Origin of the sequence: Polymorphum gilvum SL003B-26A1 (assembly GCF_000192745.1) — a bacterium.
Classification (GTDB): domain Bacteria; phylum Pseudomonadota; class Alphaproteobacteria; order Rhizobiales; family Stappiaceae; genus Polymorphum; species Polymorphum gilvum.
Map to the genome: position 1 here is coordinate 3649289 of NC_015259.1, position 13558 is coordinate 3662846.

Consider the following 13558-nt stretch of genomic DNA (forward strand, 5'->3'; position numbering starts at 1 on the left):
GGACGGACCCGTAGCGGTCCATCCGCGCCCCCTCTGTCCGAGAACCTGAGAGATTTCCCGCGGTGCGCCGGCGGCGGCGTGCGGTTACTCCTTCGGTGAGCGTTGCCTCCGGCAGGCCGGACGTCCGCTGCTTTCCAGAGCGTTGCTTGCCCAGCGGTCCTTTTGCCTGAGAGTTTCCGGGGCGGTTGCTCCTTCGGCGCCGGATCGCGCCCCTTGCGGTTCGCGTCCGGCCTCTCCCGCTGAGGCCTTCTTCGACCGGGCTTATCCTCATGGGATGTCCTTCCGGACCCCCCTGTCGGGACAACACCGATCCGCCGACTCGCAACGACCCAAGCCGGCGAGCGCGATTGTCGGATTCCGTCACGGCCTTGTCAACACGCGTCGCGCGCGGTGCGTGCCGCTCGCTCAGCGCCTCTTCTTCTGCGGCCCCTCGTCGAAGCCGAAGACGATCTTGAGGCCGGAATCGGGCGGCAGCAGGAAGGAGTCCTCGACCAGGCTCCACAGTTCCGCCGGCGAGCCGGCGCCGACCGTGACCGGCACGGAGAAGACCTCCGACACCAGCGGCGCGTCGGGCGAGGCGCCGAGCACGGCGATGCGGACCGGCAGGACGATCTCGCCGCCCGGCCAGGCCGGGCCCGGCGTGACGCGGCCGGACAGGCCGACCTTGACGCGGGTCTGCTCGCCTTCGCGACGGCACTCGCGCGCCCAGTTCTCCAAGTTGGCCTGGTAGAGCATGTGGCGCGGGTCGTCCTCCTTGCCGCGTTCGTATTTCATGATCAGGAACGTGTCCTGACGCAGCTCCAGGCGCGGGCAGTGGGGCTGCTTGGCGAAGGCCTCCCGGTCGACCTCGATCGGACCCTTGCCCGAGGTGGTGATGCTGCTCATGACGCCGGAGGTGCGCGAGCCGCCGGTGTCCGAGCCGCCGCCGAGCGACGGCAGCTCCACGCCCGATCCGCAGGCCGCCAGCAGGCCGGCACCGGCCAGGACCAGCGCGGTCCGCAGCGCCCGAAGGCGGCGCGTTCTCCCCAGATCGTGCAGCATGCGCATTCCCATTCCCTCGTCACACAGGTCCGGCCGACGTCTATAGCAGGTGAACCTCGGCTTGGCGAGACGCACCGCCGTGCGGAGCACCCTAGGCGCGGAAGGGACTCCCTGCCGGCCCCATGACGGCCTGGCGGACATGTGACAGGCCGTTGACACGCCCCTTGACAGGCCTGGGGGGCATCCGTCTATTGCGCCTATGAGCCAGGCTCCCGACCCCACCCTGCCCGCCTCCGGCGGCGCGTTGCCGGCGCTGACCGTCAAGCTGTGCGCGCCGCGCGGCTTCTGCGCCGGCGTCGACCGCGCGATCCAGATCGTCGAACTGGCGCTGGAGAAATACGGCCGGCCGGTCTACGTGCGCCACGAGATCGTGCACAACAGGTTCGTCGTCGACGGACTGAAGGCCAAGGGCGCGGTGTTCGTAGAGGAACTGGACGAGATCCCGGACGCCGACCGCGGCCGGCCGGTGATCTTCTCCGCCCATGGCGTTCCCAAGGCGGTGCCCGAGGATGCGCGGCTGCGCAACATGTTCTATCTCGACGCCACCTGCCCGCTGGTGTCCAAGGTGCACAAGGAGGCGGAGATCCATTTCCGCCGCGACCGCGAGATCCTGCTGATCGGCCATGCCGGCCACCCGGAGGTGATCGGCACCATGGGCCAGCTGCCGGCGGGCTCGGTGACCCTGATCGAGACGGAAGCGGACGCCCGCGCCTACCGGCCGAAGAGCGGACGCCAGCTTGCCTTCATCACCCAGACGACCCTGTCGGTGGACGACACCCGGAGCATCGTCGACGTCCTGAAGCAGCGCTTTCCCGACATCGTGGCACCGCACAAGGAAGACATCTGCTATGCCACCACCAACCGCCAGGAGGCGGTCAAGGCGGTGGCGCCGTCGGTCGACGCGATGATCGTGGTTGGGGCGCCGAACTCATCCAATTCGCAGCGCCTGCGCGAGGTGGCCGAACGCGCCGGCTGCCCGAAGGCAGTGCTGCTGCAGCGCGCCGCCGAGATCGACTGGACCGATTTCGACGGCATTGGCTCGCTCGGCCTGACGGCGGGAGCCTCGGCGCCGGAGACGCTGGTGGAGGAGATCATCGCCGCCTTCGCGCATCGCTTCGACGTGACCGTCGAGACGGTGCGCACCGCCGACGAGACCATCGCCTTCAACCTGCCGCGCGAGCTGCGCGGTACCGCGGACGCCCCGGGCGCCGCCGCAGCCGAGTAAGCCCCATGGCCGTCTACACGGAAGTCGCCGACGAGGATCTGGCCGCCTTCGTCGAGAGATACGACATCGGCCGGCTGCTGTCCTGCAAGGGCATCGCCGAGGGCGTGGAGAATTCCAACTTCCTGGTCCACACCGAGGCCGGCCATTTCATCCTGACGCTCTACGAGAAGCGCGTCGACCCGGCCGACCTGCCGTTCTTCCTCGGCCTGATGCAGCACCTGGCGGCCCGGGACATCTCCTGCCCGACGCCGCTGGTCGCCGGCGATGGAAGGATGCTCGGCACGCTGGCAGACCGGCCGGCGGCGATGGTGACCTTTCTCGACGGCATGTGGGTACGCCGGCCGCGTCCCGAGCATTGCGCAGCGCTCGGCGCAGGCCTCGCAGCCCTGCACCTGGCCGGCGCCGACTTCCCGATGAGCCGGCGCAACGCGCTGTCGGTGACCGACTGGCGGCCGCTGTTCGACAAGAGCGCGGCCGAGGCCGACACGGTGGCGGCCGGGCTCGCCCGGGAGATCGCCGAGGAACTGGACGCACTGGAGCGGGCCTGGCCCGGCGGCCTGCCGAGCGGCGTCATCCATGCCGACCTGTTTCCCGACAACGTGTTCTTCATCGGCACCGAGCTGTCCGGACTGATCGACTTCTATTTCGCCTGCACGGACGCGTTCGCCTACGACGTCGCGATCTGTCTCAACGCCTGGTGCTTCGAGCCGGACCTGTCGTTCAATGTGACCAAGGCGCGCGCGCTGCTGAATGCCTACCGGCGGGTGCGGCCGTTCACGCCGGCCGAATTCCGCGCCCTGCCGCTGCTCGCCCGCGGTGCGGCGCTGCGCTTCCTGCTGACCCGGCTGCACGACTGGCTGCGCGTGCCGCCGGGCGCCCTGGTGACGCCGAAGGATCCGCTGGAATACCTGAAGAAGCTGCGCTTCCACCGCAGCGTGTCCAGCGCCAGCGCCTACGGACTGGACGCATGAGCAGCGAGACGCGGGTGACGATCCACACCGATGGCGCCTGTTCGGGCAACCCGGGCCCCGGCGGCTGGGGCGCCATCCTGCAGTTCGGCGAACACACGCGGGAACTGTCCGGCGGCGAGGCGCAGACGACCAACAACCGGATGGAGCTGACCGCGGCGATCAAGGCGCTCAACGCGCTCAAGCGGCCGTGCACGGTCGACCTCTATACCGACAGCGTCTATGTGCGCGACGGTATCACCAAGTGGATGTTCAACTGGAAGCGCAACAACTGGCGCACCTCCGACAGGAAGCCGGTCAAGAACGCCGAGCTTTGGCAGGCGCTGGACGAGGCGCAGAAGCGCCACAAGATCTCCTGGCACTGGGTCAAGGGCCATGCCGGCCATCCCGAGAACGAGCGCGCCGACGAACTCGCCCGCGAGGGCATGAAGCCCTATCAGCGCAATGGCAGGCGGAACGGGGCGGAGAGCCCGGCGTGAGCGCGCTGCGCAAACGCGCCGCCATAGTGGCGGACCGAACGGACCGGCGCGACGATCACCCGATCGCCCTGGAGGCGCGTAAGGTCCTGATCGTCGCCAACCCGACCTCGGGCGGCTACCGGCCGCGGTTCCTCGACGCCGTGCGCGCGCATCTCGCCGCCGGCGGCTGCGAGGTCGAGGTGCGGCTGACCACGCGCGCGGGCGAGATCGGCGAGATCTGTGCCGATCCGCGACTGGCCGTCGGCATCCTGGCCGTGGCGGGCGGCGACGGCTCGGTCAACGAGGCGATCACCGGCTTCCAGTCGAACCCGATGCCGCCCGACCTCGCCGTGATCCCGTTCGGCACTGCCAACGTGCTCGCCCACGAACTCGGCCTGCCGACCAGCGCGGAAGGCCTAGCGCGGATGATGCTGCGCCGGAAGACGGCGCCGCTGCACTACGGCCTCGCCAACGGGCGGCCGTTCGTGCTGATGGCCTCGGCCGGCTTCGACGCCGAGGTCGTCCATGCGGTGCCGCTGGCGCTGAAGCGCCGGCTGGGCAAGCTTGCCTATGTGATCACGGCGCTGAGGCTCGCCTTCACCCGCAAGGGGCGCGACCTGGAGGCAACCGCCGACGGCGAGCGGATCGTCTGCCGCCTGGCGGTGGCGACCAACGGGCGCTGCTACGGCGGGCCGTTCACGGTGTGCCCGGACGCGTCGGTCAGCCGGCCTGGACTGCATCTGCTGGCGCTGGAGAAGGACGGGCCGCTGTCGGCGCTGCGCTTCGGCCTGGCGCTGCTGCTCGGGCGGGTGCACAAGGCGCGCGGCGTGCGGCTGCGTCCCTTCGCCCATCTGCGCATCGCCAGCACCCACGCCGTGCCGGCCCAGGTCGACGGCGACCCGTTCGGAAGGACTCCGGTCGAAATCACTGCCGCGCCCGACGCGCTGTCGATCCTGGTACCCTGAGCGGGGTCGCGAGCGGGCAACGGGTCAGGTCAGAGCGCTCAGGCGCTTTCGGCGAGCGCCGTCTTGCGGATCAGCGCGGTCGCCTCCTCCGCCGACATGGCCTGGCCGAAATAATAGCCCTGGGCGTATTCGCAGCCGAGCTGGAGCAGTTCGAGGGCATCGGATTCGCCCTCCGCGCCCTCGGCGACCACGGCCATGCCGAGGTCGTGGCCGAGCGCCACGATGGAGCGCAGGATCACCGGGCGCGCCGCGCGCCCGTTCGGGCGCACGAAGGACTGGTCGATCTTGATGGTGTCGAAGGGGAAGCGCTGCAGGTAGGCGAGCGAGGAATAGCCGGTGCCGAAGTCGTCGAGCGACAGGCCGGCGCCGAGCGCGCGCAGGCGTTCGAGCACCTTGGCGGAGTATTCCGGGTTGGCCATGACCACGGACTCGGTCAGCTCCAGCTTGAGCGTGCCGTGGACGATCGACGAGCGCGACAGGATCGCCTTGACGTCGTTGATCAGGTCGTGGCGTAGCAGCTGCCGCGACGACATGTTGACGCTGACGAACAGCGGCTGCGGCATCGGCAGGCGCTGCTGCCACTCGGCCAGCTGCTTCGCGCCCTTTTCCAGCACGTAGAGGCCGAGTTCGTTGATCAGCCCCGACTGCTCGGCGATCGGGATGAACTCGCTCGGCGAGATCTGGCCGCGCTTGGGATGTTTCCAGCGCGCCAGCACCTCGAAGCCGGCGACCGACTTGTCGGCGAGGCGGACGATCGGCTGGAAGAACACGCCGAGCGTCTCCTCCTTGATCGACTTGCGCAGCTCACTTTCCAGGTCGATGACGTTGCGGCCGAGCGGGCGCAGGATCGGGCGGAACACCTCCTGCCGGTCGCCGCCCAGGCGCTTGGCGTGGTTGAGGGCGATTTCGGCGTCGGTGACCAGTTCCTCCGCCGACTGGCGGCCGCCGTCGTGGAGGGCGAAGCCGATCGAGCAGGTCAGGAACACCTCGCGGTCGCCGAAGGTGATCGGCGCGCGCACCGCCTTGCGCAGGCTGTCGGCGACCTGGGCGATCCTGTCGGCCTCCTGCTCGGACAGGAGGATCAGGCCGTACTGGTCGCCGGACAGGCGCGCCAGCGAATCCTGCGGCTGCAGCAGGCGGTCGAGACGCCGGGCGACGGTGAGCAGGATCGAGTCGCCGGCCGAAATGCCGATGCCGTCGTTGACCTGCTTGAACCGGTCGAGGTTGAGGATGAGGACCGCCGGCTTGATCGCGGCCGCGTCGACCCGCGCGCGGGCGAGCGCCGCGTTGAGCCGATCCATGAACAGCTCGCGGTTGGCCAGGCCGGTGAGGTTGTCGTGCACGGCGTCGTGCAGCATGCGTTCCTCGGCGGTCTTCTGGTCGGTGATGTCGAGCAGGGTGCCCACGCAGCGGATGACTTCGGCATCCGAACCGAGGATGGGGCGGGCGCGCAGGCGGAACCAGCGGAAATGGCCGTCTTCCGAGCGCAGGCGGAAATCCTGCTGAACCTTGCCGCGACGCTGGTCGATGACCGCGTCGAGGGTGGCGCGGAACCGGTCACGGTCCTGGGGATGCAGCACGTCGAGCCACTCGCGCGCCGGGCCGTCGAGCGTGCCGTGGCGCAGGTTGAGCAGGTCCTCGACCTCGTTGCCGGTGTAGATGCGGTCGCGGTCGACGTCCCAGTCCCAGATGATGTCGCCGGCGCCGGTGAGCGCGAGAGCACGCCGCTCGACGTCGGAGATCAGCCCCTGCACGATGGCGCCGCCGGCGAAGGCGTGCTGCATCACGGTGAAGCCGATGAGCAGCACGATCAGCACCAGGCCGCCGCCGAGCGCCGGCTGGACGATGTCGTTGGCCAGCGCCCCGGTCACGGTCATGGCGGCGCCGACCAGCCAGACCATCAGCAGGAACCAGGTCGGGATCAGCATGATCGCGCGGTCGTAGCCCTGAAGGGCGAGGACGATGACGGTGACGAAGCCGAGGACACCGATGATGCCAAGCGCGATACGGGCGATGCCGGCGGCGATCGACGGGTCCCAGACCGCGACGCCGAGAAGCCCGAGAAGCATGGTCAGGGTCGCCAGCGCCAGATGGCTGTAGCGGATGTGCCAGCGATTCAGGTTCAGATAGGTGTAGAGGAAGATGATCAGGCTGGCGGCCAGCATGACCTCGGCGCTGGCGCGATAGAGCTGGTCCTCGCCCTGGGTCAAGTTGAAGACGCGACTCCAGAAACCGAAATCGATGCACAGATAGGCGAGCACCGCCCAGGCGAGCGCCGCGGTAGCCGGGAACATGGCCGTGCCCTTGACCACGAACAGGATGGTCAGGAATAGCGCCAGCAGACCCGAAATGCCGAGGATGATGCCCCGATAGAGGGTGTAGGCGTTGACGGTCTCCTTGTAGGCGTCCGGCTCCCAGACGCGCAGTTGGGGCAGTTCAGGCGTCGTCAGTTCGGCGACGAAGGTGACGATGGCGCCGGGATCCAGCGTGATCAGGAAGACGTCCGCCTCCAGGCTCTTCTGGCGTTCGGGCGCGATGCCCTGGCTCGGCGTGATCGAGGCGACGCGCGAGGAGCCGAGGTCTGGCCAGATCAGCCGCGAGCCGACGAGCTGGAAGAACGGCGCAACGATCAGCCGGTCGATCTGCTCGTCGCTGGAATTGGTCAGGGCGAACACCGCCCAGTTGGTGTTTTCGCCGTCGCGCGACATCACCTCGATGCGGCGCACGATGCCGTCGGCGCCCGGCGCGGTGGACACCTGCAGGCGCGACCCGGCGTCGCGGTGGAACTCGACGACGTCGGTCAGTTCCAGCGCGTCGACATCGAGCGGCACCTGGATCGGCTCGAGCGCATAGGCGCAGGTGGCGGCAAGAACCGCGACAGCAGCCGTCAGGAGTGCGGTGAGCCATCGGCCGATACGCGTCGACGGATCCTGGATCGTGGGCAACATGGCGCGAAGAAGTATCGGGTTGGGCGCCATGTCACAAGACTTCTTTCATCCGGCCGGCGGGCCGGTGTGGAGAGCCTCCCACCCCGGGCCGCGGATCGTCCGCCAGACAGGCGAACAGCAGGTGATCCTGCCAGGCGCCGTTGATGCACAGGTAGCCGCGGGCGCAGCCCTCCTGGAGGAAACCGGATCTGTGCAGCAGGCGGATCGACGGCACGTTGTGCGGCAGGCAGGCCGCCTCGATCCGGTGCAGGTGCAGCACGTCGAAGCAGAACGGCACGATCAGGGCGACGGCCCGCGACATGTATCCCTGTCCGGCGAAGGGCGCCCCCATCCAGTAGCCGAGCGAACAGGACTGGCTGACGCCGCGGCGGATGTTGGACAAGGTGGCGCCGCCGATCAGCCGGTCGTCGGCGGTCGAAAACAGCAGGAACGGATAGCTGCGGCCGTCGCGCCGTTCGCGGGCATAGCGGCGCAGCCGGCGACGAAAGGCGCCGCGGCTGAGGTCGTCGGCCGGCCAAAGCGGCTCCCAGGGGGTCAGGAAGGCGCGGCTCACCTCGCGCAGTTCCGCCCAGGCGCGGTAGTCGGCCATGACCGGCGGGCGCAGGTAGACGGTCCCGCCGGCGAGGTGCGGCTCGGCGTCCGGGGATCCGAAGGAACGCAGAAACGCCATCCCAGATCCTCCCGAGCGCGGTCAGGCGGTCGCGACCCGGCGGACCGGGGCTCCGAGCCGGGCGGCAATGTCGCCGACCGGCGCCAGCCCGGAGACGGGACCGACGCCGGTCAGGGTCGGCGCGGAGCCGGCGAAGGTCTCGGCCGCGACGCGGCGCACCATGTCCGCCGAGACGGCGTCGATCTTGCGTGAGATCTCCTCCAGGCTGAGCGTGCGGCCGTGGATCAGGATCTGGCGCGCGATCTGGCCGGCGCGCGCCGCCGGGCTTTCCAGCGCCATCATCAGACCGGCGCGGATCTGCGCGCGGGCGCGCGCCACCTCCTCCTCGGTGATGTCGGCGGCGGTCCGTTCCAGTTCGCCGAGCACGACCGGCATCAGCTCGCCGATGTCCTCCTCGCCGGTCGCCGCATGCAGGCCGAACAGGCCGGTGTCGGAGAAGGCCCAGTGGAAGCTGTAGATGGCGTAGCACAGGCCGCGCGTCTCGCGAACCTCCTGGAACAGGCGCGAAGACATGCCGCCGCCGAGCACCGAGGCGAGGATCTGGATGGCGTAGTAGTCGTCGGACTTGTAGGGCCGGCCCTCGAAGCCGATCAGGATCTGCGCCTCCATCAGATCCTTGGCTAGCCGGCTCTCGCCGCCGCGGTAGAAGCCGGGCACGCACGGCGCGGCCGGCTCGGCGCTGAAGCCGCTGAACTTATCCTCGGCGCGCCGGACGATGTCGTCGTGGTCGACCGCACCGGCGGCCGCAAGCACCATGTCCGGGCCGCGGTAGCGGCTCTTCAAGTAGGTATCGAGCGCGTCGCGGGTGAAGCCCGACACGGTCGCCGGGGTGCCGAGGATCGGCCTGCCAATGGCTTGGTCCGGCCAGGCGGCCTCCTGGAACAGGTCGAAGGCGCGGTCCTCGGGCGAATCCTGGGCAGCGCCGATCTCCTGCAGGATGACATGCTGCTCGCGCGCCAACTCCTCGGGATCGAAAACCGAGTTCTGCAGGATGTCGGACAGGAGGTCGAGGGCGAGCGGCACGTCCTCGGCCAGGACACGGGCATAGTAGTTGGTGTGCTCGACGCTGGTGGAAGCGTTCAGTTCGCCGCCCACCGCCTCGATCTGCTCCGCGATCGCGCGGGCGGTACGCGTCGTCGTGCCCTTGAAGGCCATATGCTCGAGCAGATGAGTTATGCCGTTCTCGTCGGGGGTCTCGGAGCGCGAGCCGGTGCGGACCCAGACGCCGAGCGCGGCGGTCTTGAGATGCGGCATCCGGTCGGTGATCACCGTCAGGCCGTTGTCGAGCGTGGTGCGCCTCACCTCCATGCCGCCCTCCCGGTCACGTGGCCGGCCTGGTACGATGCCGGCCCCGCCCTTCGGGCCAAGACCCGCGGATGTCCTCGAAGTACCCTTGCTCGACGCGGCATGCCGTGCGTCCTCCCCTGTTCCTTGTCGGCGCACGGCCGGTCCGCCGCACGCATCCGTCGTCGGCGCCGCCACGGCGACCCGCTCAAACGGTACCGCGCACCGCCCGGGCATGCGCCTCGATGTGGCGCTCGACCGCCGCCTGGTCGGCCGGCAGCACGGTCTGGCGCTCGACCGCAGACATCATCGGCAGCAGCCGCTCCGGCAGGTCCGGGCGAACGCCGGCGGCGGCCTCGACCGCGTCCGGGAACTTGGCCGGATGGGCGGTGCCGAGCACCACCATCGGCGCGCCAGGGCGGTCGTGGGCACGCGCGACATGCTCGCCGATCGCGGTGTGCGGGTCGAGCAGATAGCCCGCCTCGCGCCAGGTCGTGCCGATCGTCGCCGCAGTCTCGGCCTCGTCGCAGCGTCCGGCGGCAAAACTCCGGCGGATGTCGGCGAGCGGCCCGGCGGCGATTTCGAAGCTGCCGGACTGGGCAAGGCGGTTCATCGCACCGCGCACTGCCGAGCCATCGCGCCCGCAGGCCTCGGCGAGCAGACGCTCGAAGTTCGACGACACCTGGATGTCCATCGACGGCGCCGTGGTGGCGGTGACGCCGCGCGTCTCGTAGCGCCCCGTTTCCAGCGTGCGAACCAGAATGTCGTTGACGTTGGTGGCGATCACCAGCCGCTCGACCGGCAGGCCCATCTTCATCGCCGCGTAGCCGGCGAAGATGTCGCCGAAATTGCCGGTCGGCACGGTGAAGGAGACGGGGCGGTGCGGCGCGCCGAGGGCGGCTCCGGCAACGAAGTAATAGACGATCTGGGCGACGATGCGGGCCCAGTTGATCGAGTTGACGCCGGACAGGGCGACCCGGTCGCGGAAGGCAAAGTGATTGAACAGGCCCTTCACGATCGCCTGGCAGTCGTCGAAGTTGCCGGTCAGCGCCAGCGCGTGGACGTTGGCCTCCGATGGCGTGGTCATCTGGCGGCGCTGCACCTCGGAGACGCGTCCGTCCGGGAACAGGATGAACACGTCGGTGCGCTCGCGACCGCGGAAGGCCTCGATGGCGGCGCCGCCGGTATCGCCGGAGGTCGCGCCGACAATGGTGGCGCGCTGGCCGCGCTCGGCGAGGACGTGGTCCATCAGCCGTCCGAGCAGCTGCATGGCGACGTCCTTGAAGGCGAGCGTCGGGCCATGGAACAACTCGAGCACGAAGCGGTTGGGCGCGACCTGGATCAGTGGCGTCACCGCCGGATGGCGGAAGGCGCCATAGGAGGCGTCGATCATCCGCCGCAGCGCCTCCGGCGCGATGCTGTCGCCGACGAACGGAGCGATCACCTCGAAGGCGACCTCGGCATAGGGACGCCCGGCAAAGCCGGCAATGGTCGCCGGCGAGACTTGCGGCCAGCTTTCGGGAAGGTAGAGGCCGCCGTCGCGCGCCAGGCCCTGCAGGAGAACCTCGGCAAAGTCGAGGACGGGGGCTTCGCCGCGCGTACTGATGTATTTCACCGCGTCCGGTCCCTTGTCACGTTGGGTCAGCGCCCCTGACGGGGTCGCGGGCCAAAAGCGTTCGTCTGGCTCAAGGCCCTGACCCTTAAAATAGATTGGAAACCGGCGCAAACGACAAATGGCGCAACGGGTCCGCGAATGCCGGTCAGGCGTGGCCAGCTTCGCCGGACAGCATCGCCGGATCGATGCCGAGGCGCCAGAGCGCCCGCTCCCACTTGGTATTCAGGTCGGCGTCGAAGACGATATCGGGGTCGGCCGGTCCGGTCAGCCAACCATTGGACTGGATCTCGCTCTCGAGCTGCCCCGGCGCCCAGCCGGCATAGCCGAGCGCAAGCAGCGCCTGCGACGGCCCGCGCCCCTCGGCGATGGCCCTGAGGATCTCCAGCGTCGCGGTCAGACAAATGCCGCCGTGGATCGGCAGCGTTGCGCTGTCGAGCACGAAATCGTCGGAATGCAGCACGAAGCCGCGTTCGGTCTCGACCGGCCCGCCGCGGTGGACACTCATGCTGCGCACCGGAGGGGGCAGCTTGATGGCGTCCCCTTCCTGCAGGATGTTGAGCTGAACCAGCAGGTCGGCGACGGACAGGTGGCGGGCGACCTGGTTGAGCACGAGGCCCATGGCCCCGTCTGAGGAATGGGCGCAGACGTAGATCACCGTATGTGCGAAGCGGCCGTCCGCCATGTTCGGCATGGCGATGAGGAACTGACCTTCCAGCGACCCTCTTTCGAAACGACTCGGCATGATGTCCTCGTTCTGTCCCAACTCCCAAAGCAGATTATCCCCGATCGGCCGATTTGTTAACGCACAACTTGCTTATCTGACGCAGCGTCATCAAAGTCGGAACACGGTCACGCACATATGAGCCCAGGTGATCGAGCGCGCGCTGACCGCGGCGTCGTTTTGCGCTATGAGACGGGGCATGATCCGTCTGCAGCGCCTGTTCGCCGTCCTCGTCCTGCTTGCCGTACCGACTGGCGGCGCAGGGGCGGGCGTGTCCGACTGGGTGACCGTCCAGGGCGGCGCGGTGCGGCTCGTGTCGGCCGGCAGGATCGCCGACGGGACCTATCTGGCCGGGCTCGAATTCGCGCTCGATCCGGGCTGGCACACCTACTGGCGTTTCCCCGGCGAGGCCGGCATTCCGCCGGAGATCGACCTGTCCGGCTCGGCCAACATGGCCGCCAGCCGGATCCACTATCCCGCGCCCGAGCGCTTTTTCGACGGCTTTTCCAGTTCGATCGTCTATCACGACGGCGTTGTGCTGCCGATCGAGGTCGAGGCCGGCGACGCGGCGGCGCCGGTCGACCTGACGGCGGCCGTGTTCTTCGGGCTGTGCAACGACATCTGCATTCCGGCCGAGGCGCGACTGGCATTGACGCTGGACCCGAACGGCAGGACGGACACGGTGTCGCTGAAGGCGATCCGCGCCGCCCAGGCGGCGGTGCCCGCGCCCGCCGCCGCGGACGGACCACGGGTCGTGTCGGTCGACGTCGTGCCGGGCAAGCGCGCACCGAAACTGATCATCGCCGCCGAGCTGGCGGAGGCCAGCGACCAGACCATCGACCTGTTCGCCGAAGGCCCGCCCGGCTCCTCCATCGCGCTGCCGGACCTCGTCTCCCGCGACGGCGGCCGGGCCGTATGGTCGCTGTCGACGCGCGGCCTCCGGCACGATGGGACCGGTGCCGATCTTCGTCTCGTCCTAGTCGTCGGCGACCGGGCGAGCGAAAGCGTGCATCGCGTCAACGCCGCGTCGCTGAAATAGGCCCTCGACGGCACCCGCCCGGCACTCTATGTCGTTCTGGAACCGGCGCGCGAGGGGCTGCGCCGGAGGCAATCGCTGCACTGGGAGTGTCAGACATGAGCATCAAGGTTGGCGACCGTCTTCCGGACGGAGTTTTCAAGACGATCACGGCGGACGGTCCCGTCGAGCTGAAGAGCGGCGACCTTTTCGCCGGCAAGACGGTGGTGCTGTTCGGCGTTCCGGGCGCCTTCACGCCGACCTGCCACATGAACCACCTGCCCGGCTTCCTGGAGCATCACGACACGTTCAAGGCCAAGGGCGTCGATACCATCGCGGTGGTGTCCGTCAACGACATGTTCGTCATGGACGCCTGGAAGAAGGCGACCAACGCCGGCGACAAGATCCTGTTCCTGGCCGACGGCAGCGCGGATTTCGTCAAGGCGATGGGCCTCGACCTCGACGCCTCGGGTTTCGGCATGGGCGTGCGCAGCAAGCGCTTCGCCATGCTGGTGAAGGACGGCACGGTCGTCGCTCTGAACATCGAGGACGTGCCCGGCCAGGCGACCGTCTCCGGCGCCGCGGCGCTGCTCGAAGCGCTCTGAGCGGAGCCGGACGCTTGCGACGGGAGCCTCCGGGCTCCCGTTT

General features: G+C 69.1%; 12 protein-coding genes and 1 riboswitch. Of the genes, 6 read left to right on the forward strand and 6 right to left on the reverse strand.

All coding sequences use genetic code 11. The features are described from left to right. Nucleotides 1-144: 144 nt before the first annotated feature. Nucleotides 145-249, reverse strand: a riboswitch (glycine riboswitch). A 156-nt stretch (nucleotides 250-405) separates the two neighbouring features. Then, nucleotides 406-1047: a hypothetical protein gene (locus SL003B_RS17055; RefSeq protein ID WP_013654111.1), complete on the reverse strand. Its 642-nt coding sequence runs from the start codon at nucleotides 1045-1047 to the stop codon at nucleotides 406-408. 193 nt (nucleotides 1048-1240) lie between these two features. Between SL003B_RS17055 and ispH the strand changes: the two genes are divergently transcribed. From ispH to SL003B_RS17075, 4 genes are read left to right on the forward strand one after another with little or no spacing between them, the layout of a single operon-like run. Beyond that, the gene (gene ispH, locus SL003B_RS17060) at nucleotides 1241-2266 is read left to right on the forward strand and encodes a 4-hydroxy-3-methylbut-2-enyl diphosphate reductase (protein ID WP_013654112.1); all 1026 of its coding nucleotides are present in this window, start codon (nucleotides 1241-1243) and stop codon (nucleotides 2264-2266) included. Between the two features lie 5 nt (nucleotides 2267-2271). Continuing rightward, on the forward strand, nucleotides 2272-3237 hold the full coding sequence (locus SL003B_RS17065) for a homoserine kinase (RefSeq protein WP_013654113.1): 966 nt from the start codon (nucleotides 2272-2274) through the stop codon (nucleotides 3235-3237). After that, a complete protein-coding gene (rnhA, locus tag SL003B_RS17070; protein ID WP_041375609.1) occupies nucleotides 3234-3713 on the forward strand; it encodes a ribonuclease HI in 480 nt (159 codons plus the stop codon). The genes SL003B_RS17065 and rnhA overlap by 4 nt, the downstream gene beginning before the upstream one ends. After that, nucleotides 3710-4657 (forward strand): diacylglycerol/lipid kinase family protein, encoded by a 948-nt coding sequence (locus SL003B_RS17075; RefSeq protein WP_013654115.1) that lies wholly within the window; start codon nucleotides 3710-3712, stop codon nucleotides 4655-4657. Before rnhA ends, SL003B_RS17075 begins: the two co-directional genes overlap by 4 nt. A 38-nt stretch (nucleotides 4658-4695) precedes the next feature. On the opposite strand, the gene SL003B_RS17080 is transcribed toward SL003B_RS17075, so the two are convergent. The 5 genes from SL003B_RS17080 to SL003B_RS17100 all read right to left on the reverse strand — a co-directional run bounded on the left by SL003B_RS17080 (nucleotide 4696) and on the right by SL003B_RS17100 (nucleotide 11916). Beyond that, the gene (locus SL003B_RS17080; protein ID WP_013654116.1) at nucleotides 4696-7635 is read right to left on the reverse strand and encodes an EAL domain-containing protein; all 2940 of its coding nucleotides are present in this window, start codon (nucleotides 7633-7635) and stop codon (nucleotides 4696-4698) included. A gap of 1 nt (nucleotide 7636) precedes the next feature. After that, nucleotides 7637-8275, reverse strand: coding sequence for a GNAT family N-acetyltransferase (locus SL003B_RS17085; RefSeq protein WP_013654117.1), 639 nt, complete (start codon nucleotides 8273-8275; stop codon nucleotides 7637-7639). Between the two features lie 21 nt (nucleotides 8276-8296). Continuing rightward, entirely contained in the window at nucleotides 8297-9583 is a 1287-nt protein-coding gene (locus SL003B_RS17090; protein ID WP_013654118.1) for a M16 family metallopeptidase, read from the reverse strand. 184 nt (nucleotides 9584-9767) lie between these two features. Continuing rightward, nucleotides 9768-11174: a threonine synthase gene (thrC, locus tag SL003B_RS17095; protein WP_013654119.1), complete on the reverse strand. Its 1407-nt coding sequence runs from the start codon at nucleotides 11172-11174 to the stop codon at nucleotides 9768-9770. A 145-nt stretch (nucleotides 11175-11319) separates the two neighbouring features. Further along, the gene (locus SL003B_RS17100) at nucleotides 11320-11916 is read right to left on the reverse strand and encodes a YqgE/AlgH family protein (protein ID WP_041376268.1); all 597 of its coding nucleotides are present in this window, start codon (nucleotides 11914-11916) and stop codon (nucleotides 11320-11322) included. A 178-nt stretch (nucleotides 11917-12094) separates the two neighbouring features. Between SL003B_RS17100 and SL003B_RS17105 the strand changes: the two genes are divergently transcribed. Together SL003B_RS17105 and SL003B_RS17110 are read left to right on the forward strand one after the other, a co-directional pair. Next, a complete protein-coding gene (locus SL003B_RS17105) occupies nucleotides 12095-12934 on the forward strand; it encodes a protein-disulfide reductase DsbD domain-containing protein (RefSeq protein ID WP_013654121.1) in 840 nt (279 codons plus the stop codon). Between the two features lie 95 nt (nucleotides 12935-13029). Then, entirely contained in the window at nucleotides 13030-13515 is a 486-nt protein-coding gene (locus SL003B_RS17110; RefSeq protein WP_013654122.1) for a peroxiredoxin, read from the forward strand. The last annotated feature ends 43 nt before the right edge of the window (nucleotides 13516-13558 follow it).

What these genes read in the sequence shown, in the direction of transcription:
- SL003B_RS17110 (WP_013654122.1), top strand. Translation starts at nt 13,030, where the DNA reads ATGAGCATCAAGGTTGGCGACCGTCTTCCGGACGGAGTTTTCAAGACG.
- SL003B_RS17100 (WP_041376268.1), bottom strand. Translation starts at nt 11,916, where the DNA reads ATGCCGAGTCGTTTCGAAAGAGGGTCGCTGGAAGGTCAGTTCCTCATC.
- SL003B_RS17090 (WP_013654118.1), bottom strand. Translation starts at nt 9,583, where the DNA reads ATGGAGGTGAGGCGCACCACGCTCGACAACGGCCTGACGGTGATCACC.
- SL003B_RS17065 (WP_013654113.1), top strand. Translation starts at nt 2,272, where the DNA reads ATGGCCGTCTACACGGAAGTCGCCGACGAGGATCTGGCCGCCTTCGTC.
- SL003B_RS17085 (WP_013654117.1), bottom strand. Translation starts at nt 8,275, where the DNA reads ATGGCGTTTCTGCGTTCCTTCGGATCCCCGGACGCCGAGCCGCACCTC.
- SL003B_RS17055 (WP_013654111.1), bottom strand. Translation starts at nt 1,047, where the DNA reads ATGCGCATGCTGCACGATCTGGGGAGAACGCGCCGCCTTCGGGCGCTG.
- SL003B_RS17080 (WP_013654116.1), bottom strand. Translation starts at nt 7,635, where the DNA reads ATGGCGCCCAACCCGATACTTCTTCGCGCCATGTTGCCCACGATCCAG.
- SL003B_RS17105 (WP_013654121.1), top strand. Translation starts at nt 12,095, where the DNA reads ATGATCCGTCTGCAGCGCCTGTTCGCCGTCCTCGTCCTGCTTGCCGTA.
- ispH (WP_013654112.1), top strand. Translation starts at nt 1,241, where the DNA reads ATGAGCCAGGCTCCCGACCCCACCCTGCCCGCCTCCGGCGGCGCGTTG.
- rnhA (WP_041375609.1), top strand. Translation starts at nt 3,234, where the DNA reads ATGAGCAGCGAGACGCGGGTGACGATCCACACCGATGGCGCCTGTTCG.